This is a genomic window from Halobellus clavatus (genome assembly GCF_900107195.1).
Classification (GTDB): Archaea; Halobacteriota; Halobacteria; order Halobacteriales; family Haloferacaceae; genus Haloquadratum; species Haloquadratum clavatum.
This window is the reverse complement of sequence record NZ_FNPB01000002.1, coordinates 24,333-45,985: the sequence shown is the minus strand read 5'-3', so window position 1 is coordinate 45,985 and position 21,653 is coordinate 24,333. Positions and strand designations below refer to the sequence as shown.

General features: G+C 65.4%; 25 protein-coding genes. 12 read left to right on the top strand and 13 right to left on the bottom strand.

Going from position 1 to position 21,653, the window contains the following annotated elements; genetic code table 11:
- Positions 1 to 26: 26 nt before the first annotated feature.
- The 3 genes from BLU74_RS03690 to BLU74_RS03680 form a co-directional block, all read right to left on the bottom strand.
- Positions 27 to 239 carry a DUF7569 family protein gene (locus tag BLU74_RS03690; protein WP_089765386.1) on the bottom strand — a complete coding sequence of 71 codons (213 nt, stop codon included), beginning with the start codon at positions 237 to 239 and terminating at the stop codon, positions 27 to 29.
- Positions 240 to 298: 59 nt separating this feature from the next.
- Positions 299 to 979: a uracil phosphoribosyltransferase gene (gene upp, locus BLU74_RS03685; RefSeq protein WP_089765384.1), complete on the bottom strand. Its 681-nt coding sequence runs from the start codon at positions 977 to 979 to the stop codon at positions 299 to 301.
- Between the two features lie 241 nt (positions 980 to 1,220).
- On the bottom strand, positions 1,221 to 1,403 hold the full coding sequence (locus tag BLU74_RS03680) for a DUF8107 family protein (RefSeq protein WP_089765381.1): 183 nt from the start codon (positions 1,401 to 1,403) through the stop codon (positions 1,221 to 1,223).
- A gap of 57 nt (positions 1,404 to 1,460) precedes the next feature.
- On the opposite strand from BLU74_RS03680, the gene BLU74_RS03675 reads away from it, so the two are divergent.
- Positions 1,461 to 1,787 carry a hypothetical protein gene (locus tag BLU74_RS03675; RefSeq protein ID WP_245705722.1) on the top strand — a complete coding sequence of 109 codons (327 nt, stop codon included), beginning with the start codon at positions 1,461 to 1,463 and terminating at the stop codon, positions 1,785 to 1,787.
- 67 nt (positions 1,788 to 1,854) lie between these two features.
- Complete coding sequence (locus BLU74_RS03670) at positions 1,855 to 2,076, top strand: hypothetical protein (RefSeq protein ID WP_089765378.1); 222 nt, start codon at positions 1,855 to 1,857, stop codon at positions 2,074 to 2,076.
- Positions 2,077 to 2,099: 23 nt separating this feature from the next.
- On the opposite strand, the gene BLU74_RS03665 is transcribed toward BLU74_RS03670, so the two are convergent.
- A complete protein-coding gene (locus BLU74_RS03665; RefSeq protein WP_089765376.1) occupies positions 2,100 to 3,422 on the bottom strand; it encodes a GTP-binding protein in 1,323 nt (440 codons plus the stop codon).
- 135 nt (positions 3,423 to 3,557) lie between these two features.
- On the opposite strand from BLU74_RS03665, the gene BLU74_RS03660 reads away from it, so the two are divergent.
- The 3 genes from BLU74_RS03660 (at position 3,558) to BLU74_RS03650 (ending at position 6,800) form a co-directional block, all read left to right on the top strand.
- Positions 3,558 to 3,854 (top strand): DUF7990 family protein, encoded by a 297-nt coding sequence (locus tag BLU74_RS03660; protein ID WP_089765374.1) that lies wholly within the window; start codon positions 3,558 to 3,560, stop codon positions 3,852 to 3,854.
- 2 nt (positions 3,855 to 3,856) lie between these two features.
- Positions 3,857 to 4,837, top strand: a complete 981-nt coding sequence (locus BLU74_RS03655) for an ArsA family ATPase (protein ID WP_089765372.1) — start codon at positions 3,857 to 3,859, stop codon at positions 4,835 to 4,837.
- Between the two features lie 157 nt (positions 4,838 to 4,994).
- Complete coding sequence (locus tag BLU74_RS03650; RefSeq protein ID WP_089765370.1) at positions 4,995 to 6,800, top strand: carbon starvation CstA family protein; 1,806 nt, start codon at positions 4,995 to 4,997, stop codon at positions 6,798 to 6,800.
- A gap of 85 nt (positions 6,801 to 6,885) precedes the next feature.
- Here BLU74_RS03650 and BLU74_RS03645 read toward each other — a convergent pair whose 3' ends face one another.
- Positions 6,886 to 7,533, bottom strand: a complete 648-nt coding sequence (locus BLU74_RS03645; RefSeq protein WP_089765368.1) for a DUF8052 family protein — start codon at positions 7,531 to 7,533, stop codon at positions 6,886 to 6,888.
- Entirely contained in the window at positions 7,533 to 7,907 is a 375-nt protein-coding gene (locus BLU74_RS03640; protein ID WP_089765366.1) for a cupin domain-containing protein, read from the bottom strand. Before BLU74_RS03640 ends, BLU74_RS03645 begins: the two co-directional genes overlap by 1 nt.
- A gap of 92 nt (positions 7,908 to 7,999) precedes the next feature.
- On the opposite strand from BLU74_RS03640, the gene BLU74_RS03635 reads away from it, so the two are divergent.
- The 6 genes from BLU74_RS03635 to BLU74_RS03610 all read left to right on the top strand — a co-directional run bounded on the left by BLU74_RS03635 (position 8,000) and on the right by BLU74_RS03610 (position 11,648).
- On the top strand, positions 8,000 to 8,212 hold the full coding sequence (locus BLU74_RS03635) for a DUF8007 family protein (RefSeq protein ID WP_089765364.1): 213 nt from the start codon (positions 8,000 to 8,002) through the stop codon (positions 8,210 to 8,212).
- 154 nt (positions 8,213 to 8,366) lie between these two features.
- Positions 8,367 to 9,053, top strand: coding sequence for a DUF5828 family protein (locus BLU74_RS03630; RefSeq protein WP_089765362.1), 687 nt, complete (start codon positions 8,367 to 8,369; stop codon positions 9,051 to 9,053).
- A 64-nt stretch (positions 9,054 to 9,117) separates the two neighbouring features.
- Complete coding sequence (locus BLU74_RS03625; protein WP_089765359.1) at positions 9,118 to 9,357, top strand: DUF8001 family protein; 240 nt, start codon at positions 9,118 to 9,120, stop codon at positions 9,355 to 9,357.
- 67 nt (positions 9,358 to 9,424) lie between these two features.
- A complete protein-coding gene (locus BLU74_RS03620) occupies positions 9,425 to 9,805 on the top strand; it encodes a helix-turn-helix domain-containing protein (protein WP_089765356.1) in 381 nt (126 codons plus the stop codon).
- A 75-nt stretch (positions 9,806 to 9,880) separates the two neighbouring features.
- Positions 9,881 to 11,146 carry a threonine synthase gene (gene thrC, locus BLU74_RS03615; RefSeq protein WP_089765354.1) on the top strand — a complete coding sequence of 422 codons (1,266 nt, stop codon included), beginning with the start codon at positions 9,881 to 9,883 and terminating at the stop codon, positions 11,144 to 11,146.
- A 124-nt stretch (positions 11,147 to 11,270) separates the two neighbouring features.
- Entirely contained in the window at positions 11,271 to 11,648 is a 378-nt protein-coding gene (locus tag BLU74_RS03610; RefSeq protein WP_089765351.1) for a hypothetical protein, read from the top strand.
- A gap of 16 nt (positions 11,649 to 11,664) precedes the next feature.
- Here BLU74_RS03610 and serA read toward each other — a convergent pair whose 3' ends face one another.
- Positions 11,665 to 13,266: a phosphoglycerate dehydrogenase gene (serA, locus tag BLU74_RS03605; protein ID WP_089765349.1), complete on the bottom strand. Its 1,602-nt coding sequence runs from the start codon at positions 13,264 to 13,266 to the stop codon at positions 11,665 to 11,667.
- A gap of 130 nt (positions 13,267 to 13,396) precedes the next feature.
- Here serA and serB point away from each other — a divergent pair, with 130 nt between their 5' ends.
- On the top strand, positions 13,397 to 14,044 hold the full coding sequence (gene serB / locus BLU74_RS03600; RefSeq protein ID WP_089765346.1) for a phosphoserine phosphatase SerB: 648 nt from the start codon (positions 13,397 to 13,399) through the stop codon (positions 14,042 to 14,044).
- A 2-nt stretch (positions 14,045 to 14,046) separates the two neighbouring features.
- Here serB and BLU74_RS03595 read toward each other — a convergent pair whose 3' ends face one another.
- The 6 genes from BLU74_RS03595 to BLU74_RS03570 form a co-directional block, all read right to left on the bottom strand.
- Positions 14,047 to 15,099 (bottom strand): DNA cytosine methyltransferase, encoded by a 1,053-nt coding sequence (locus BLU74_RS03595; protein WP_089765343.1) that lies wholly within the window; start codon positions 15,097 to 15,099, stop codon positions 14,047 to 14,049.
- Positions 15,100 to 15,207: 108 nt separating this feature from the next.
- Positions 15,208 to 15,426 (bottom strand): hypothetical protein, encoded by a 219-nt coding sequence (locus tag BLU74_RS03590; protein WP_089765341.1) that lies wholly within the window; start codon positions 15,424 to 15,426, stop codon positions 15,208 to 15,210.
- 57 nt (positions 15,427 to 15,483) lie between these two features.
- Positions 15,484 to 16,374, bottom strand: a complete 891-nt coding sequence (locus BLU74_RS03585) for a hypothetical protein (RefSeq protein WP_089765339.1) — start codon at positions 16,372 to 16,374, stop codon at positions 15,484 to 15,486.
- 92 nt (positions 16,375 to 16,466) lie between these two features.
- Positions 16,467 to 17,378, bottom strand: coding sequence for a mechanosensitive ion channel family protein (locus BLU74_RS03580; RefSeq protein WP_089765337.1), 912 nt, complete (start codon positions 17,376 to 17,378; stop codon positions 16,467 to 16,469).
- 214 nt (positions 17,379 to 17,592) lie between these two features.
- Positions 17,593 to 18,531, bottom strand: a complete 939-nt coding sequence (lipA, locus tag BLU74_RS03575) for a lipoyl synthase (protein ID WP_089765334.1) — start codon at positions 18,529 to 18,531, stop codon at positions 17,593 to 17,595.
- A 100-nt stretch (positions 18,532 to 18,631) separates the two neighbouring features.
- On the bottom strand, positions 18,632 to 21,598 hold the full coding sequence (locus tag BLU74_RS03570; protein WP_089765331.1) for a PAS domain S-box protein: 2,967 nt from the start codon (positions 21,596 to 21,598) through the stop codon (positions 18,632 to 18,634).
- Positions 21,599 to 21,653 lie beyond the last annotated feature (55 nt).

The following is a 21,653-nucleotide window of genomic DNA, read 5'->3' as shown; positions in this document are numbered from 1 at the left end:
CGTCGACGGGCCTCAATCGTCGATCATCAATCGACGATGATGTCGGCGTCCTCGTCGTAACTCTCTTGACGACTTCCGGGTTGCATTTCGGTCCGATACCGCTCGATCCACTCCGCGAAACACGCCGGACAGAGTCGCTGGCTGTCGACTTCCGATCGATCGACGTTCAACTGGACGGTCCGCGCGAGTGGCTCTTCGATCGGATCGCCGCAGGCGTCACAGGGCTCGCTCCCGGCCATACGTTCCTGTGTGCGACGCGTCGGTAAAGGTGTTCACCCCGTGTGCCGGCCGTTCGACGCTACGTCGTCCTGAACGCCCGGTCACCTGCGTCGCCCAGCCCCGGAACGATGTATCCGTCGTCGTCGAGGTGATCGTCGATGGCGACCGTCAGGAGGTCCGCGTCGGGGAACGCTTCGCCGACGCGCAGGAGTCCGTCGGGGGCTGAGACGGCCGAGAGCACGAACACGTCGGCCGGATCCGCGCCGGCGTCGTCGAGGACGTGATCGAGCACCGCGCACATCGTCGACCCCGTCGCCAGCATCGGATCGGCGACGATGACGGTGTCGTCCTCGGTGATCTCGGGCAGTTTGACGTAGTCGATGGTGATCGGGAACTGCCCGTCGTCGTCCATTCCGGCCTCCTCGTCGCGCCCGGCGCTGATGACGCCCTGCTTCGCGCGGGGGAACGCCTTCAGTAACCCCTCCACGAACGGCGTCGCCGCGCGCAGCACGTTGATGATCACCACGTTGTCGAGCCCCCGGACGCGCTCGCCGGTCGTCTCGGTGAGCGGCGTCTCGACGGAGACGTACTCTGTTTCCATCGCTCCGTCGATGATCTCGTAGCCGCAGATCCGGCCGAGTTTGACCAGGCCTTTCCGGAACGCCACCTGCTCGGTGTCGACGTCGCGGAGTCGCGAGAGCGTGTCTTTCGCGAGGGCGTGCGTTATCAGGTACGCGTCGTCGCGGTCTTCGATGGCCATCAGTTCCACATTCGGAACGCCGACCCTCATAACTCACCGGGATCGCTCCGCTCGCCGCTATGGCCCATCGATCGGCCGTTCCCACCCGTGGCACCAGCGGTCGGCCGTTCCCACCCGTGGCACCAGCGATCGGCCGTTCTCACTCGTGCGACGGTGTTCGGCCGTTCCCACCCGTACGACGGCGATCGGCTGGACACTACCTCCCCGGCGATCCGTCACCCGACCCGGTCTCTCGCCGATCTCACCGGGTGATGAGGTACGTCGCCGCCATCACAACGAGCGCCAGCGATCCGACGTTCACGATCGTGAACTGCGTGATATCCACCGTGCTGAGCCCCCAGATGACGACGGCAGCGAAGACCGACGAGAGGACGAGGTTCATAACGAAGAGCACGCGCGGGTCTCCCTGCGAAGTGGTCTCCATACTCAGCACTCGATCCCGGCCTTCACATATTTTGTGCTGGGGACTCACTGTTACACTGTGCCGGTTCGCAACAGTCGCGGTGAACCCGTCGATCCCGTTCCGTTCGCCGTCGTCGCCAGCGCCGCGTGGCTCCTCTGTCTCTCCTTCGGCCCGCTGTATCTGGACGCCTTCGCCGTTCCGTGGGCCTACGGGCTCCTCGTGTCCGTCGTAGTGGCGTCGGCGATGACGGCGTGGGCGTACCGGCGGTTCGTCTGGACCGTCGATCCGACGGTCCGTCGCGAGCTCTCGGTGGGACTCCGCTTCCGTCAGATCTGCTACGGAGCGATCGTCTTCGGGGTCATCTTGCTCCTCCTGAGCGTCTTGGCTGTCGCGAACGGGGGGTGACACGCTTGTGTCCGTCTCGCGGACGAGCGAGGCGGAATTTTGTACGTCAGGATCATTCAGCATCAATATGGGATTGCTTGGCACACTTAAGGACGCCTTCGTCGCCTCGACGGAATCGCCCAACCGAGGCGGCGGGAAGACAGAGACCCGCGGTTCGTACTGGTGTCACGACTGCGCCGAACGGATTCCGGCCGCCGACGTCGCCGGTGAGACGACACCGACGTGTCCCGAGTGCGGCGACGAGATGGACCTGGAACGATCGCCCGGCTCGACGGGGTGTGCCTGCTGACTGCTGGCGCCCGCTCGCCTCTGTCACTCCGTCGGATCGATGAGCACGTAGTCGTCACCCGGTTCGGTCGGGTACGGGGTGAGCCCCGAGAATTCGTCCCAGTCGCGGTCGAACTCCGCATCAGTTATCAGAGCGTCGTCGAGTCGAGCACGCAGGGCGTCCTCGTCGATGTCCTGCCCGATGAACACCAGGCCGATCCGACGGTCACCCCAGGTCTCGTCCCACTCGAAGCCGAGATCAGAACGATTCTCACGGTAGCTTCGCTGTTCGAACTCCGGAAGGCTCGCGATCCAGCGTCCCGTGGCCTCCACGGCGGCGGCGTCGCCCGCCTGACCGAACGTCAAGTGGGTCGCCTCACGCCCGGCGATCCAGAGGTGGCCTTTCGATCGCAGCACCGAGTCCGGGAGCGCTCCGAGTACGTCGGCGATCCGCCCGGGGTGGAACGGTCGCCGTCGACGGTAGGTGAACGAGTCGATTCCGTACGCCTCCTCGGGGTGGGTATGGCTGTGAGCGTGCCCACCGTCGTCGTGGTCGCTGTGAGCGTGTCCACCGTCGTCGTGGTCGCTTCCGTGGTCCTCGCCCTCGCTTCCGTGGTCCTCGCCGTCGCCCGTCGCAGCATCCAGCGCGCGTTTCCATCCCGCGTTCTCCGCCGCCGCACCCGGATCGAACAGGTCCACGCCGAGTATCGAATCGATCTCGACGTCACCGTACGTGGCCCGGAAGACCCGCGCGTCCGGGCGCAACGTCCGAACGACGCCCTCGACTCGCTCGAACTCCGCGTCGTCGACGAGATCGGTCTTGTTCAGGACGACTGCGTCGGCGAACTCGACCTGCTCGACCAGGAGATCCGACAGCGGCCGTCGCTCGCCATCCTCGCCCTCCGCGACGGTCTTCGAGGGCGCGTCCGTGGCACTGAACGTCTCGGCGAACAGCCGACTGTCGACGACGGCGACGACGGCGTCGACCCGGTATCGCGCTGCCGCGGGCGACCCGGCGGTGAAGAGACGCGCGACGGGTGCCGGTTCGCTGATTCCGGAGGGTTCGACGACGAGGTGATCGAAGGATCGCTCCCGGGCCAGTCGGACCACGGCGGTCTCTAAGTCGTCCCGGAGTTCACAGCAGATACAGCCGTTCGACAGCTCGGTGACGCCTCCCTGATCGACCGAGAGATCCGACGCCTCGTCCACGAGGTCGGCGTCGACGTTCAACTCCCCCATATCGTTCACCAGGACGGCGACGTCGCGGTCGGTCACGCCTCCCAGAATCCGGTTGAGAAGGGTCGTCTTCCCCGCGCCGAGACTCCCGCTGAGGATCGTTACCGGTATCTGGTCCGACGACATCGACATACCGCGTATGGGCGCTGACGTCACTTCAACGTCCGGGCGGCCGCAGCGGTCGCTCCCGACGCTCGGGCCGCGTCTGGGTGGTGCCCCGACCACTCGGGGCAATACGCTTTACTATCGGGAGACATATCGCGTGCTATGACGCTGGCCGAACGGATCGAACGGTTCAGAGCGCGGCTCGGTGAGTGGGTTCGTGGCCTCTATCACGGGATGATCACCCATCCAGCATACGAGAAGATCGAGAAGGAGGCCGAAGACCTCGAAGACATCTTTATGCTCGCGTGTTTTCCGGAGGCGTTCGGGATTCCCTCACCGGTGTCGTACTACACCGCTGAGTTGCTGCCCTACCTCGAAGACGAGTTCGAGGCCTGGGAACGCCGGATGTGGGGTCGAGGGTCGCTTCTCGAACGAAAGGGCCAGCAGTACCACTTCTGACGATGCGAAAACACGTCTTCTTCGGCGGCAAGGGCGGCGTGGGCAAGACGACCGTCTCCTCGGCGTACGCGTTGCGGTGTGCCCGCGCGGACCTCAATACACTCATCGTCTCGACCGACCCGGCCCACAGCACGTCGGACGTCTTCGATCAGCAGTTCGACGACGATCCCTCGTCGGTCGAGGGACTCGACGGTCTCGACGCGATGGAAATCGACCCCGAATCCGAGACCGAGCGACACCTGATGGAGACGAAGCGGGCGATGAGCGATCAGGTCAGCGCGGCGATGGTCAACGAGATCGACCGACAGATCGAGATGGCCCACCAGACGCCCGGCGCGTACGAGGCAGCCCTGATGGACCGCTTCATCGAGGTGATGCGCGAGGCCGACGAGTACGACCGCGTCGTCTTCGACACCTCCCCGACCGGGGGCACCCTTCGACTGCTCTCGCTCCCGGATATGCTCGAGGGATGGATCGACCGCCTCGCACACAAGCGGGAGCGCGCGATCGAACTCTACGAGCGGGCGGCGATCGGGAACAACGAACCGCGCCGGGTGATGGACGGCGATCCGATCCTCGATCGGCTCCGCACCCGCAAGGAGCGCTTCGAGTTCGCTGGAGACCGACTCAGGAACGACGCTGCGTTCTTCCTCGTCGTCAACCCCGACGAACTCTCGCTCCGAGAGACGCGACGCGCCGTCGAAGAACTCCGGTCGTACGACCTCAGCGTCCGCGGGATGGCCATCAATCGGCTCACGCCCGAACCGGAGCCTCACGAGGAAGGGCGTGGTGCGACGTTCCTCCGCGACCGCGTCGCCACCGAACGCGACCACCTCGAGACGCTGCACGAGTCCTTCGACCCGCCAGTCGTCGCCGAGATCGAAACACGGGTTTCAGAAGTGAAAGGGAGCATCCTCGAAACCGTCGCTGGCGAACTCGACATCGAAGTGCGGCCCGATCCCGTCTCGTCCTCGGCCGAATGAGGGCTCGTTCTGCCGATTCGTCTCGCCCGCTCCGCTCGTCAGCGACCCCCGCTCCGATCGATCTCTCCTGCTCACTTCTTCGCACGGTACAAGATAACAAAATAATCGTTACCATTATACGTGAATCTGTCACAATTGATCTCTGGGTACTAGCAATATGGTTCAGGTGCTATGGTTAGTCATAGCGGTGCTCGCGCTGTTCAGTATCGGATATATCGGATACTCGAAATACCTCGCGCAGTTCGTCGACCTCGACGACGATCGCGAAACGCCGGCGCATAAATACGAGGACGGACAGGAGTACGTCCCATCGAAGAAACCGGTGCTCCTCGGCCATCACTACTCCAGTATCGCCGGTGGCGCACCGATCGTCGGCCCGATCACGGCAGGCGTGCTCTGGGGCTGGGTCCCGGCGCTCCTGTGGATCGCGATCGGTAACCCGCTGATGGGGGCCGTCCACGACTTCTCCGCGCTGTCGGCCAGCCTCCGACACGAGGGGAAGTCGATCGGCTACATCATCGGCGAGTACGTCGGCGAACGCGGGAAGAACATGCTGCTGTGGTTCGCATTCCTGACGATCATCCTCGTCGTGGCCGTGTTCGCCCTCGTCGTGGCGATCGTCTTCAACGCCTTCCCAGAGGCGGCAACCGCGAGCCTGATCTACATCGGGCTGGCGGTCCTGCTCGGCGCGTGGCTGTATCAGTTCGATCTCCCGTTCCTCGCCGGGACCGGGATCTTCGTCGCGCTGATGTTCGTCGGCGTCTGGGTCGGCATCCAGTACCCGCTCGCGCTGGTGCCCGGTGACTACTCGGCAGGGACGATCGTCCTCTTCGGTTCCAGTATGTCGTGGCTCCCGGCCGCGGGTGCTTTCGGTGCCAACACGGCGGCGTGGATCCCGGTCATCCTGATCTACGGGGCGATCGCGAGTGCGCTCCCGGTCTGGGTGCTCCTCCAGCCACGGGACTACCTCTCGTCGTTCCTCCTGTACACCGGCGTCGGCGGTGCGCTCCTGGCTGTCATCGTCGGAACGCTCTTCGCGACGTCGAGCCAGCCGCTCGTGACCAACCTCGAACCGTTCTACGGCTTCACAGCCCGCAACGGCAATCCGTTGTTCCCGCTGCTCTTCATCACCATCGCGTGCGGGACGATCAGCGGCTTCCACTCGCTGGTCTCCTCGGGAACGACCGCCAAGCAACTGAATCAAGAATCCGACGCCCGCCCGATCGGCTACGGCGGGATGCTCGGTGAAGGGCTGCTCGCGACAGTCGCGCTCATCACCGTCGCGCTCGTCGCGCCGGACGTGGGTGGCGGTATCGGACTCGCGCTCCCCACGTTCGCGAGCGGTGGTGGCATCCTGCTCACGAGCTTCGGGATCCCGACCTCCTTCGGCGCGCCGTTCATGGCGCTCGTGCTCGTGAGCTTCCTCCTCACGTCGACTGACACCGCGGTCCGCCTCGGCCGCTATATGATGGAAGAAATCGTCGAGACGCCCGAGACGTCGGTGCAGTCGTTCGCGTCGGACCGCTACGGCAACGCCGCCGTCCAGACGATTCCGGCGTACATCCTGATCGCGAGCGGCTCGTGGTCCACGCTCTGGCAGCTCTTCGGCGGTGCCAACCAGCTGCTCGCGGCGCTGGCGCTCCTGACGGCCACGGTCTGGCTGGCGAACTGGGACGACTCGAAGCAGCTCCTCAGCACGGGGGCACCGATGGCGCTGATGGTCGCGATCACCATCTCCGGCCTCCTGTGGCTCGCGTTCAAGACCAACCTCTACGACAAGTTCCTCAACGCTCAGTGGATGGCGGAGGCGACGACCGTCCAGATGCTCTCGGCGGCGACGCAGATCATCCTCGCCCTCGTGTTGGTGTATCTCGGCCTCTCACTCGTCAGGTTGGGATACCAAAACATCCAGGCGGTGCGCAGCGGCGAGGAGTCCGGCGGCTTCTCACCGAGCGACGACTGAACTGCACCTGAATTCCCCGCGTTTACCTTCTTTTCTGCGTTCGCTTCGCCGGACCTGCACGGTCCAGCCCGCTCGGTTGCTCTCGTCAGCCGAGTCGCCGTGCCACCGCGTCTCGGAGGCGTCCCAACACCGAGCGATCGTCGCTCGGCGGCACATCGCGCCACAGCGCGAACGCCTCGGCGGACGCCGCGCTCTCGCTCTTGACGATCGATTCGGTCTCGGGTGCAACGACCGCGAGACTGATCTCGTAGTGCCCGTAGTACCCGAACTTGAGCAGCGTCCGATCCCGGAAGCCGTCGATAAACTCCCGCACGTCGTCGGGCAGTGTCTCGGCGACGAGGACGAAGGTGAAGTCCGTCCCGAAGTGCTCCTCGTCGGGCACGACCCACTCCTCGGAGTCGGCGAGGTCGTGGCCGAGCGTCACGAGTCGTTCGACCTCCGCTACCGTCGGTCGATCAGTGCGCCGAGCGAACAGGAACTCCCGGTGCTCGTGGTTCGCGTAGTCCAGGGCGGGGTGAAAAAAGTGCTTCTGGCTCTCCATTCGCAACTCGGCGAACAGCGGAAACCGCTCGCCGCGGACCCGCTTGTCCTGTTCGAGATCGTAGTTGAACATCAGGCGGTCGGACACCCGATCGAGGTACTCGTCCTCCCAGACGGGCACGTCGGAGAGGTCGATATCGGTCCCCTCGGCCGCCTCGACCGGATCGAACGGCTCCGTGGATTCCTCGGCCATTATTCGGGGTCGTACGCGACGGCGTCGCCGTCCACCGCCGGCGCTCCGATCGCGAGCACGACGACGTCCTCGTCGGCGTCGTCGGGGTTGTACGCGCGCTGTGGGCTCTCGGGGTCGACCGCGAACAGCCCGTCAGCTTCGATCTCGTAGGTCCCCTCGGGCGTCTCGACGGACAGCGTTCCGGACAGCACGTAGAACGCCTCTTCTTGTTCCTCGTGGTAGTGATACGCTAGCGGTAGCTGCTCGCCCGGCTCGGCGCGGAAGCGGTTGATCGCGACGTTCGAGAGCTCGGCGGCGGTTCCGAGCGCTCGCATCTCACAGGGCCGCCCGTCGCTCGGAGACACGGTATCGAGATCCACGATTCGATATCCCATACGCGCCTACTCCGCATACAGGCACAAAAGCCGCTCGGGACCGGCCCGATCTTCCCCTAATTTTAATGTTCTTTGCGCCGTCATTTGGGATAATGCGCACGAACGGGAACACCGAATCCTGCGGCCGATGCTCGATGTCGACCGTCGTGGAAGCGACAGACGTCGACGGCGACGGCCCCTTCGACGGAGAGCGAATCGAAGTCGACGACGACGCGCTACGACGGATCTCGCCGGGCGCGTGGCTCGGTGGACTCGCCAGCCGGCTGGATCGCGCGGCGACCTCGTTCATCTACGGCGACCGCTGAACTCGACCCTGTTTGTCTGAATCCCGCGTCTTCACCCGAACTGCCGCCATTCACGGCCGTTTAGCGCCACCGATTCGAGCCGTCGGGTGTGAGCAACGGTCGCACAACGCGGAGTAGATTTTTATACCCTGCCGGCCCTACCTCGCCCGAGACGATGGAAGAGAGCGTCTCCGGATTCAAAGTTCGGGGCAATTGGGGGGACGTCGTCGAACATGGCGAGCGTATCACGCGAGCGCTCCAAGATGCGGGCGTCGACAGTGACGCCTTCGAGGAGTGGGACGAGTGGCGGCCGAAGTCTCACGAGCGACTCGGCGAGGACGTCAGTGAGAAGACGGCCGTCCAGGCGAGCGTCTCCGAAGGCGAGGGCGAAAAGGCAGGAAAAGATCCCGACGAGGACCTCCAGACCGCAGGCGAACGGCTTTCGGAGTCATACGAACGCGTCGAAGAGGGAGACAGCAATGGTGCGGTGGAACGCTGGTCGGAGTCCCTCGGCTACGTCGCCCGCGCGGCGGACTCAGCCAGCCGCCGGGCCCTCCGGCGCGTGGAGAACACCGTCTACCAGCGGGTGATGACCCAGTTGGCGCCGTACTACTTCGACAACGAACTGGTCAGCGCCAACATCCAGAAGTCGACCCGCGGCGAGGACGAGGTCTCGTTCATCTTCGAGGTCAACATCAACGACGACGAACTCAAGACGGAAGTCAGCGACCGCCTCAGCGAGTACGACGACGAGGTGACCCGCTGGCACGTCCACACCCGCAAGGAGACAGAGACCGCCGAGGCCGCCGAGGGCGTCGAACCCCCCGAGTCTGAGGATCGGTCGCGGTCGACGACGAACTGATCTCGGCGCTGTCCCGTTCCGAGCGACCGCAAACAATCATATTCTTCTGTTCACATCGTGTAGTATGGCCGATCCGCTCCGCATCGAATCCGGCGAGTTGACCGCGACCGAGATTCTCGACGAACTCCGGGAGGGACGCCGCGTCGTCGTCGAGGCCGAACTGCTCGGCGGGACCCACCAACTCTCGCTCCGACACGACGGCGAGACGTACTACTGCGACACGCCGACGACGCTGCACAAACACGACGACGAAGCCGAGATGCGCACCTGCATCGAGAATATGGGCTACGGGCGCGCGGAGTGAGAGGCGGTGCCTGCTCGTCTCTGCCGAGTACCCCGGACTTTAGTCGCGGCGGCGGTGTATTGATGATATGAGCGACGTGCCAGAGATGAGCGACCTCCTGGAGACCGAAAACCCCGGGTTCCAGCAGGTCCTCGCCTGCGTCTTCGGGATCCAGCGACACGAGAGCCGAACATATCTCACACTCCTCGACAATCCCGGCAGCACCGTCGCGGAACTCGCGGAGATCCTCGATCGCGACCGGAGTAACGTGAACCGGTCGCTCACCACGCTGATGGAGAAGGGACTCGCCGAACGCGAGCGCCGACTCCTCGACTCCGGCGGGTACATCTATCAGTACACCGGGACCGAACTTCCCGACGCCAAAGAGATGCTCCACGGCGCGCTCGACGAGTGGGTCGAGCGGGTCCACCGCAGCATCGACGAGTACGGTGAGGACGAGGTCGCCTGAGTTCGCCCCATCGGACTTCGGGCACCGGCACGCGAACCGCCCTCCTTTTCACGGCCGAACGCGACAGTTCTCACGATGAGTCTCGAACTCACTTCGCCAGCGCCCGATGCTCCTGCGGTCGCTGAAGACGGGGTCTGGCTTGCCGACATCGAGACCGGCGAGACGTACGCGCCGTTCGACGAAATCAGGTACACCGGCGAGGACGGCAACTTGCTCGAGGTCCGCTACGCCGACCCGCCGACGTTCGAGGATTTCCAGAACGAGGGTCGCGGCGTCTGGCGGTATCACGCTGCACTGCCGTTCGAGATGGGCGTCAGTCTCCCGGAGGGTGACACGCCACTCCACGAAGCACCGCGCCTTCGCGAGGAGATCGGCGTCAACACGCTCCGCGTCAAACACGAAGGCATGAACCCGACGGGGTCGTTCAAAGACCGGGGAATGACTGTCGGCGTCCGCGTCGCGAAGGAACTCGGCGTCGATCGCCTGGCGTGTGCCTCGACCGGGAACACCTCGGCCGCGCTCGCCGCTTACGGCGCACGCGGGGGGATGGAGACGCTCGTGCTCCTCCCGGCGGGGAAGGTCGCGGCCGGCAAGATTGCACAGGCCGCACTTCACGACGCGCGGATCCTGGAGGTCGACGGCAACTTCGACGCGTGTCTCGATATCGTCCAGGACCTCGCACAGCGCGGCGAGGTGTACCTCCTGAACTCTCTGAACCCCTTCCGTCTGGAAGGGCAGAAGACGATCGGTCTCGAGATCCTCGAGGAGTTCCGCGACGACTACGGCCGGTTCCCCGACCGGATCGTCCTGCCCGTGGGGAACGCGGGCAACACCTCGGCGCTGTACAAGGCGTTCCGCGAACTCGTCCAGTCCGGCGCGCTCGACCCGGCCGAGGTCCCCAAACTCACCGGCGTCCAGGCCGAGGGCGCCGCCCCGATGGTCGAGGCGATCGAGCACGGGTGGGAAGACACCGAGCGGTGGGAGGACGTCGAGACCCGCGCGACGGCGATTCGTATCGGTAACCCCGTCAACGCCCCGAAGGCGCTGCCCGGCATCCGCGGGACCGGCGGCACGGCCGTCTCCGTCTCCGACGAGGCGATCACCGGGGCGCAGCGCGACCTGGCCAAGGAGGGCATCGGCGTCGAACCCGCCTCCGCCGCCTCGATCGCTGGGCTGAAGAAACTCCGCGATCGCGGCGTCGTCGACGCCGACGAGGACGTCGTCTGTCTCACCACGGGCCACCTGCTGAAAGATCCCGACGCCGCGTTCGAGGCCGGCGGTGACCCCGAACCCGTCGCCAACGACACGCAGGCCGTCTTAGAGCATATCGGCGCGAACTGACGCCACGCCCTCGCGTCTCGCACCCCGCTCCGTCCGTTCGTCCTGCCTCGCTTCTTCACGTGCGTTTCAGTGTCTGTCGCTCGTCTGACGGGCCTTCTTTGGTATGTAGTACCGTACCACATATATGTCCTCGCCGTCTTCCCCGCCGCCCACCGACGGCGATTCGACCGCCGAGCCGGGTACCGGCCCGCCATCGTCGTCACTGCTCGTCGAACGGATCGTCGAACTCGAACGCACGAACGACCGACTCGAAGCAGAAAACGTCCGTCTGCAGCGCGAGAAAGCGCGTCTGGAGCGCTGTCTGGACCGCCGCCGACGCGAGCGTCAGGACGTCATCGACCGCTACGAACGGCAACTTCGGCAGCGAACGGCGGAACTGGAGCGTGCGACGGAGACGACAGGTGAAGACGAGTCGGCGGCGAACGGAGGCGACACCCTGCGCACACTGGCCGCGTCCGTCGCCGAACGGCTTCGAACTGCGGCGGCGCGGGTCCGCCCGTAGCCCCGGTCGCCGGTGGTTACTTTTCGTGCTCTTCTGCGCCGTTGAGCGTGAGATACGTGACGTCGATCATCCGGTCGTCCGCGAGGATCGTCCCGACGACGTCCTCGGGGACGGGATCGTCGAGGTTGTAGACGGTGAGCGCTTCGCCGCCCTCTTTGTCCCGCCGAGCGTTGAACATCCCCGCGATGTTGATGTTGTGATCGCCGAGCACGGACCCGATGAACCCGATGACGCCCGGTTTGTCCGCGTTGCGGGCGACGAGCATCTTTCCGGACGGGATTGCGTCGACCCGGTAGCCGTCGATCCTGACGATCCGTGGGTCCTCACCGGCGAAGAGCGTCCCACAGACGCTCAGGGAATCCTCGTCGTTGCCGACCTCGACGGTCACGAGGCTCTGGAAGTCTGCCGACTGGAGCCGCTTGGATTCGGTCACCTCGATTCCACGCTCCTCGGCGATTTGCGGCGCGTTGACCGAGTTGACCTGCCACTCAAGCGGCTCGAAGACACCCTTCAGCGCCGACGCGGTGACGAGTTCGATGTCTTCCTCGGCGATGTCGCCCTCGTAGGAGACTTCGACGGTGGAGATCCGGCCGTCGAGCAGTTGCGCGGCGATCTTGCCGGCGGTCTCCGCGAGGCCGATGTAGGGACGGATACGCGGGAAGACGCTCTCGTCCACCGAAGGCGCGTTCAGCGCGTTCATCACCGGTTCGCCCGCGAACGCCGCGTCGATCTGGTCGGCGATCGAGGTCGCCACGTTCTCCTGGGCGGCTTCCGTCGACGCGCCGAGGTGCGGCGTGACGACGATCTCGTCGACGTCGAGCAGGGGGCTGTCCGGCGAGACCGGTTCGTCGGCGAAGACGTCGACTGCAGCCCCGTCGAGGATACCGTCGTCGACAGCCGCTGCGAGCGCGTCCTCGTCGACGACGCCGCCGCGGGCGCAGTTCACGAGGAAGCCGCCGCCCATCAGTTCGAGTTCCTCGGTCGAGATCATCCCCTCGGTCTCGGGTGTCAGCGGCGTGTGGACGGTGAGGAAGTCCGCCGCCTCGAGACACGCCTCGAACTCGACGAGCTCGGCGCCGAGCCGTTCAGCGCGCTCCTCGCTGATGTACGGATCGAACGCGACGAGGTTCATCCCGAGGCCGTCGAGCCGCTTTGCGACCTCCTGGCCGACGCGGCCCAGGCCGACGATGCCCAGCGTCTTCCCGTTGAGTTCGGTCCCGAGGTAGTCGCTCTTGGCCCACTCGCCGCCCTTCAGTCGCACGTGCGCTTGCGGAATCGAACGCGCGGCGGCGAACGACATCGCGACCGTGTGCTCGGCGGCGGCGCGAACGTTTCCCTCCGGCGCGTTAGCGACGATCACGCCGTGTTCGGTGGCGGCGTCGATGTCGATGTTGTCGACGCCGATCCCGGCGCGACCGACGATGACGAGGTCCGAGGCCGCCTCGAACACGTCCGTGGTGACCTCGGTTCCGGACCGAACGACGAGCGCGTTGGCGTCTGCGACCGCTTCGAGCAACGCTTCGCCCTCCACGTCGTAGGCCGTCTCTACGTCGTGGCCCGACGAGCGGAGGCGTTCGAGCCCCGCGTCGTCGATCGGGTCCGTAATAAGCACCTTCATATACGAACCCTATCTGGTTTCCGGGGTTAAACGTTTCTTCTCGTCGGTAGCGGCCGTCTGTGGCCTGTTATCGATTGTCGTGGGGTGTCGCGATAGGTGACTTGAAAGCCTCCCGCGACGACGGCCAGATATGCGACTCGTGGCCTTCGATTTCGACGGAACGCTCTCGGATTCGGAGATGATGGTCCTGCTCGGCGAGCAGCTGGACGTCGCCGACCGGATCGCCGACATCACCGAACGCGCGATGAACGACGAACTCTCGTACGCCGAGAGCCTCCGCGAGCGAGCGTCGCTACTCGACGGACTCGAGCAGGAGGCCGCCGAAGCGGCCTTCGACGAGGTGCGGCTCCGGCCCGGCGCGGCTGCCCTCATCGCGCGCCTCCGCGATGCCGGCCACCACGTCGCCATCCTCACCGGTGGCTTCGAGCGGGGGGTCGAGCGGGCCTTAGCACACGAGGGCGTCGAGGTCGACACCATCGTCGCCAACCGACTTCCGGTGGACGGCGGACGCCTCACCGGCGCGGTCGACGGTCCGCTCGTCACGGGCACGAAGGACGAGGCGCTGGAATCACTCGCCAGCGACCTCGACGTGCCGCTCGACCGGACGATCGCCGTCGGCGACGGCGCCAACGACCTCCCGATGCTGGAGGTCGCGGGCCTCTCGGTCGGCTACCTGCCGAAAGACGCCGTTCGGCCGGCCTGCGACGTCGTCGTCGCCTCGATGCCCCGTCTCGGTAAGGTGCTCGAAGGGTACAACATCGTCAGGCGCGAGAAGTAGCTCTACTCCGCGTCCGCGACGCCGGCCTGCCGCATCGCCGCGAGATCCGTCGCCAGCGACTCGGCGATGGCCTTCGAGAGCCCCGGCGGCACGGCGTTGCCGACGACTTTCAACTGCGTGCTCTTGGGCCCCCGAAACACGTAGTCGTCGGGGAACGACTGGAGGATCGCGCACTCCCGAACCGTTCCCACGCGGTCCTCGACGGGGTGGATGAACGGGGCGTTGTGGTTCTCCTTGACCGTGATCGAGGGCTCGCTCCGGGGCAACCGCCGCCAACTGTCGCCGTAACTCTCATACAGACTCTCGCCGGGATCGACGTCGGCGATGCGCTCGATCATCTCCGCGGAGTGATCTGTCGTCTCGTGGTTCGGTAACTCCGGGATCGGGTCCGCGTCTCCCCGCTGCAGCAGGGCTTCTTCGACCGTCACGTACGGCTTCAGTTGCCTGCCGGTCAGTGTCGCCTGCTTCGATGGTCCGTGCGTGCGTTCGGGGTACGTCGGGATCGAGCCGTCGCGCCGACCCTGGAAGATCACGCGGCGGCGCTTCTGGGGCACGCCGTAGTCGGCGGCGTTCAGCGTCTCGTAGGCGGGCTTTTCGTACCCCGCGCGTTCGAAGCCCTCCAGGATCGCCCGCAGCGTCTCGCCCCCTTCCATCGACTTGATGCCGGGGACGTTCTCCATCACGAAGGCATCCGGCTGAACGTACTCAACGAAGTCGATGAAGGTCCCGACGAGGTAGTTGCGTTCGTCGTCGGGATCGCGATGGCCGGCGATACTGAACCCCTTGCACGGCGGCCCCCCGATCACGACGTCGATTTCGTCTCGCTGGATCGGGTGCGACTCGAAGAACGACTCGGGGTCGACCGCCGAGAGGTCGGCCTGGATCGCGAGGGCGTCCTCGTGGTTCGCTTCGTAGGTCGCGAGGAAGTCCGCTTCGACGTCGACGCCGGCGACGACGTCGTAGCCGGCCTGCAGGAAGCCCTCCGAGAGCCCCCCGCCCCCACAGAACAGGTCGAGCACGTGGACCGCCGAACGATCGAGATCTGTCTCCGGCATTCGCTGGTCTCTCGAACTCTCGACGCCGGTCGTATTTAACAACCACGGGGTTCCGGTGCGGGGCCGACCCTCGCCCGGGCGTCCCGCAGCGGTACATCCCGGCGTCCACTACTCCGCGCAGCGGTACCCGTCCTCGGTTTGTACGAGTTCGCCGCGCGCTGTCAGTTCCGACAGCGCCCGCTCGATCTCCGAGCGGTCCAGTCCGCTCCCCTGCAACGTCTGTGCGATCTGTGCGGCCGAAAGGGCGACGAGATGTTCATCGTCGCAGTTCAACTCGACGACCTGCCGAACCAGTGCGACCGTCCCCTCCCCGACTTGCGTAGACACGTGAGCCTCCAGCGTGTCTCCGTAGAGCCATCGGGCCAGTATAGCTCTTTTTGCCGATCACTCGTCGAGTTCTGCCTGGAGCGACGCTCGCCACTCGTGGGGGTTGTACCACCCACAGCCGACGCACCCGAGGTCCTCGTCGTACGTTTCGTCGCCCTCGTAGTAGTATTCGATCTGCATAAACGGCGGTCGCGTCCCGGTCTCCACGCAGGACTCACACTTCCGGCTCTTCAGGAGGTTGTGTTTCCGCGAGAGGATCTGGAAGTGCTCTGTGACCTCCTCGTCGGTCATCGACTCGTAGTCGAAGCTTTCGGACTCCTCCCAGCGCACCTCGGGCACGCGGTGGTCGACCTCCAGCGTCGTGCTCGGGGACGAGCCGTCGAACGCGTCGCGGTGGTCGTAGAGGTCGCGGACGCGGCGCTTGAACGAATCGGGCATGTCCTGCCGCGTGATCGACTGCTGGGTCGGGAACGGGTACTTGAGTTTCCGGTGGAACGTCGTCGCCTCGCAGGTCTCACAGTGACGGTAGTCGCCCTGGCCCTGGCCGGTGTTCTGTACGAACTCGAACCCCTCCTTCCGGAGCATCTGAATGTCCTTCGCGGGCTGGGAACTCGGCAACTCACACGCCGAACAGTGCCACTCGCAGTCCGATAGCGTCTCGAACGTCGCCGCTCGCTTGGTGCCCTCGTTGGACGGGTTCCAGTCCGCCGTGGCGTACTCGTGGATCCGCTCGCCGACCTCGGTGAGTGCGTACGTCGATCCGTCGCGCTCGACGATGCCCGCCGACGCGAACTCCTCGAGAACCGATCGCACGTCGGCGTTCGCATCGCTCTCGCTGTCGCCAACGGTCTTTGCTCCCGCGGAGAGGTGATCGAGGACCGCGCGCCGGCGTTCGTCCTCCCGTATCGAGAGAATCAGATCCGCAGTCTCCTCGTCCATTCCGGGCATACTCCGTACTCCGGATCCGGGGATCAAAGTCGTGTGGGTGCCAGTTCGGTGCCCGCCTCACCGCCGGCAGGCGATATAGTGCGGCCCCGCGATCAGTCGTCAGAGGTGGCCGGCGAGGACCGATCCACCTGTTCCAGTGACCCGTCGACGGTCCGATGGGGATAGGGAATTTTGATTCCCTCCGCAGCGAAGCGTTCGCTGACGCGCTGGACGAACTGGCCGCGGATCCTGAGAAAGTCCGAGCCGCCGGGATCGTCGATCCAGATGCGACTCTGTAACCCGAACGAGGCGTCGTTCAGTTCCACGAGCCGCACCGACGGTTCCGGCTCGTCGAGGACGCCGTCTTGGGCTTTCGCCGCCTCGACGACGATGTCTCTCGCTCGGTCGAGGTCCTCGTCGAAGCCGACCCGGAACGTGAACTTCAATCGCAGCGTTCCGTGCGTGTCGTAGTTCTTGATCACGCCGTCTGTGAGCTGGGAGTTCGGGACGGTGAGGTGCTCGTTGTCGAACGTTCGGACGCGACTCACCCGCAGACTGATGTCCTCGACGTAGCCGGAGTTGCCCTCCCACTCGATCCAGTCGCCGGTCCGGAACGGCTCGTCGGTGTAGATGAACACGCCGGCGACGAAGTTCTTGATGACGTCCTGCATCGCGAACCCGACGGCGAGGGTCGCAGCAGCCGTCACCGTCGACAGCGCCACCAGGATGTTCCCGAGGCCGGCGAGCGAGAAGGCGAGTCCGGCGGCGACGAACAACAGCGCCCCGTAGACGACGAGGGTGAGCGGCTTCCGGACGTGCTCTTCGACGCCACGGTTGTCGAGCAGTCGCGCGACGACCGGCACGATCGCGAGTTTGCTGACCAGATAGACCCCGACGAACACCACGACGAACACGACCCCCGAGGCGACTGTGTTCGCGAGTTGCGTCGGGAGTCCGACGGTCACGAGCAGTTCACTGATGTAGCCATCCGGCGTCGGGGCCGTCTGCAACCCGATGGGCGTCATCGGAGACACCGGCCTCCTGTCTCTGTCCGTTCACTTCCGCGGCATCGGTCGGACATATCGCTCCCCACTTCGTCAGGCAGGCGCTTCAGTCTCGGGATGCCCCCTCCAGATCGCTTGATGTTACTCCTGCGGCCGCGTGTGACGACGTCCCGCCGGTGCCTCCAGACGAAACTCCCCGCTGAGGCCTCCCAACAGCCGGGGCTCCAGCACAGCCTCAGTCGCTCGCAGCGCGCGCCTCTCGCCGGGCGGTTTCGACGTCCTTCCCGTCCCGGAGGACTGCGTCGACGAAGAGTTCGCCCGCCTTGTACGACGAGCGGACCATCGGCCCCGACGCGCAGTAGAGGAAGTCGAGTTCCTCCTCGGCGACCCGGCGCCACGTCTCGAACGCGTCGGGATGGACGTACTCGAAGACGTCGAGGTGCGACCGCGAGGGCTGGAGATACTGCCCCAGCGTCACCACGTCCACGTCGGCCTCTCTGAGATCCGACAGCGTCTGATAGATCTCGTGATCGTACTCGCCCAGCCCGAGCATTAGGCTCGTCTTCGTGTACACGTCAGATTCCTCGCTCACCTGTTCGAGCACCGACAGCGACTGCTCGTAGCCCGCCCGCCGATCACGGACGGGCCACTGGAGGCGTTCGACGGTCTCGACGTTGTGGGCGATCACGTCCGGTCCGGCGTCGATGATCTCTCGCACTAACTCCGGTTCGCCCTGGAAGTCCGGGATCAGGACCTCCACGAGGATCGTCGGATCCCGCTCTTTGATCTCCCGGATCGTCTCCGCGAAGTGGCTCGCGCCCTGATCCGGCAGGTCGTCGCGGTCGACCGACGTGAGGACGACGTAGTCGAGGCCGATTTCGGCGACGGCCTCGGCGACGTTCGCCGGCTCCTCGGCGTCGAGTGCCTCCATCCCGCCGGTCTCGACGTCACAGAAGTTACACCCGCGCGAGCAGCGATCGCCCATCAGCATAAACGTCGCTGTCCCCGGGCCGTCACGGCCACTCCAGCACTCGCCCATATTCGGGCAGTTGGCCTCTTCACAGACCGTGTTGAGGTCCCGGTCGCGAAGCGTCTCCTTGATGTCGGTGAACTGACGCCCCGCAGGCGGTCGCATCTTTAGCCAGTCCGGCTTACGCCTGCCCGTCCCGCTCATATCCCTACCTTAGTGCGCCCGAGCAAAAGCCTGCGGATGGACCGGTGCCGTTCGTAGCCACAACTGGTTCCGTTCGCACCGGCGTCGCCGACCGGCGCTGTCACGCCGGGAGGTCCATCGCCACCGTCGTTCCGAACTCGTCCGCGACCACGAGCTCCAGCTCCCCGCCGCGTGCGTTGGCGACCCACTTGACGAGCCAGAGACCCAGCCCCGACGCGTGCTGGAGCTGCGTGATCTCCCGATCCTCGGTGACGACTGACCACTCCGCTTCGGGGATCCCCGGGCCGTCGTCGCTGACTGCGAACCGGACGCTTCCCTCCTCGGACGTGGTGACCGAAATCTCGACGACGGCGTCCGAGTCCGGCGTCCCGTACTCGATGGCGTTCTCCAGCAGCTCTCGCAAGCCGCTCTCGATCAGGTCGTCGTACCGGACGTTCGTGGTCGCGTCGACGGCGATCCGAACGTCGACCGCGTCCGATCCGGCGGTCGAGGAGACGAGCCGCTGGAGTCGGGTTTCTATCTCCGCAGGTGACAGCCGTTCGGGCTCGGCGTCGCTGTTCCGGAGCACACGCTGTATCGCCCGGGCCGTCTCGCTCGTGTCGACGAGCGCCCGACAGGCAGTGGCGATCTGTTCGGCGTACGTCGCGACCTGCTCGTTGTCGGTCTTGGCCTCGATGAGGTCTGCGTGGCCCTGTATGACGTTCGTCCGGTTGCGAAGGTTGTGCCGGAGGAGACGGTGAAGCACCTGTAGATGCGTCCCCTGTCGTTTGACCTCGGTCACGTCGGTCAACACGACGAACGCCTGCTTGCCCCCGCCGTTCCTGTACGTGACGCTCCGGAGCAGGTAGAAGCCCACACCGTCGGTCGTCTGAACACGAACCTCGCGTTCGACGTCTGCGTCCTGATCGCGGACGTCTTCGAGTGCGTCACGGATCCCCGGCGGCACGGCGCTATCGATCGCTGTCAGCCGCGAGCCCTCCACATCGTCTTCGGTCCCTTCGATGATGTCCACGAACGGCTCGTTGACGGCGCGTATTTCGGTGTGGTCCTGCTCGAACGACAACTCGACTAAGGGATCAGTCAGGTTCCCGAACAGCTCGGCGAACCGCGTCCGGTGGCGGGACGCCTCCTGTTGTGCCACCCGGAGTTCCCGGATGTCCTGGAGGGTGCCGACCACCCCATCCCCCCTCGACTGCGCAATCGGGGTCGCTGAGATGCGGGCCGGGACCTCATCGCCGTCGCGGGAGTTCAGTCCCACCTCCGCGACGGCAGAGCCGTCCGAGAGCGAGACCAGTTGCGATGCGACCGCGCTCTCGGACAGCACGTCCGCGATGTTCGTCCCGACCAACTGCGAGCGCGTCGTCCCGAGCGTTTCGGCCAGTGACTCGGTCACGAGCGTGAACGCGCCCTCGTCGTCGATGGTGAACAGCATATCGTCGACCGTCTCGACGAGGGCCTCGTACCGCCGCAACTCCTCGTCGCGCTCGACGCGCTCGAACACCGACTCGGCCGTCGCCGTCAGCAGTTCGAGGAAGCGCCGCTCGTCGTCGGTGAACCCGTCCTTGTCACGGTGGCCGACACTGAGCGTGCGCGAATCGCCGATCGGGAGGTACATACTCACGTCGATCGGGGTGTCCGGCAGGTGGTCGGCACCGGCGGTCGTGACGACCCGATCTTCGGTGAACGCCGTCCCGACCGGGCCCTCGTCGGTCTCATACAGCGGCCGCTCGCCCATCGTCCCGACGACGCCGTCGGAGGCTGCGACCGGGACGAGTTGGTCGGTCTTCGAGTCGTGTTCGCGGACGACTGCGCCGTCCGTCTCGATCGTGTTGGCCGCGACGTCGACGACCCGTTCTGCGACTTCGGTCGTCGTCTCGGCGGCGACCATATCCTGCGTGGCCTCCAACAGGTTGTTCAGGATCTGCTGGCGACGACGCTGCCGACTGATGTCCCGGAGGGTTCCCACGGTTCCGGAGAAGCTCCCGTCTTCCAGCGGCCGGAGCGTCATCCGGTCCGTGCACGGGATCCGCTCTCCGTCTTTTGTAATCAGTTCGACGTCGAGCTTTGCGATCGAGACGTCGCTCCCGTTCGCGTCTCCCGTCTCTCGCAGCAGGTCTCTGAGTGCGTCCTCGGCCTCCTCGACCGTGTGATCGTCCTTGATGAGGTGGACTGAGGACCCCAGGAGTTCCTCCCGGTCGTAGCCGCAGATTTCGCACAGCGCGTCGTTGACGAAGATGAATCGACCCTCTTCGTCGAGGATGTAGACGGCGTCGCCGACGGTCTTCACGAGGTACTCATACAGCGTCTGGTCGGTCTCCCGCCGCCGCTCCGCGGTGATCTCGCGGACGTAGGCCGCCGTTCCGTCGTCGTCCGGGTACAGGGTGACCTCGAACCACTGATCGTTCGGCGTGGTGACTTCTACGCCTGTCACCTCGCCCGTCGATCGCGCCGTCTCCAACTCGTCGCTGATCTGCGCGGCCGTCTCGTCGGTAAGCAGCTCCCAGAGCGGCGCGCCGATCCCCTCGGATCGCTCCGTATCGAGAAACGCCGCCGCAGCACTGTTGAGGTAGGTAACCCTGTCGCTGCAGTCGATTTCGATGATCCCGTCTTCGATCCGTTCTAAGGCCCGAACCGGTCCCCGGCCGTTCACCGATGCAGGTCGAACTTCGTCGATGTCGGGGGGAGATTCTTCGACCGATTGGAACGCGCGCGTCGCCTTCGTCGCGAGGAGAGAGTGATCCGCTCCTGGCGTCCAGGTCAGGGCGTCGACCGCGCCCGCCTCGATCGCTCGCGTGGCCGTCGCCGCATCCGCAGACACCCATACCGTCGGTCGGTCGATGCGCTCTGGGACGGCGTCCGGTCCCGTCGCGAACACCATCGCTCCGGCATGTTTCGGCGACAGCGAGTCGGGATCGAACTCGGACGCGTCGGCAAGTCTGCCGAACGCGAGGTCCGTCGACGCCTCAAGTGTGTTCAGGACCGATTCGAGCTCGTCCCGTGCGGCACCGTATTCACCGTCGATATACGGCTGTAGTGGAAGAACGTCCGTATCCGAAACGGGCACCATTCAAGATGTGAAGGTTCCGTCGTACATACTTCAAGATTGCTGCCGGCTTATCAGA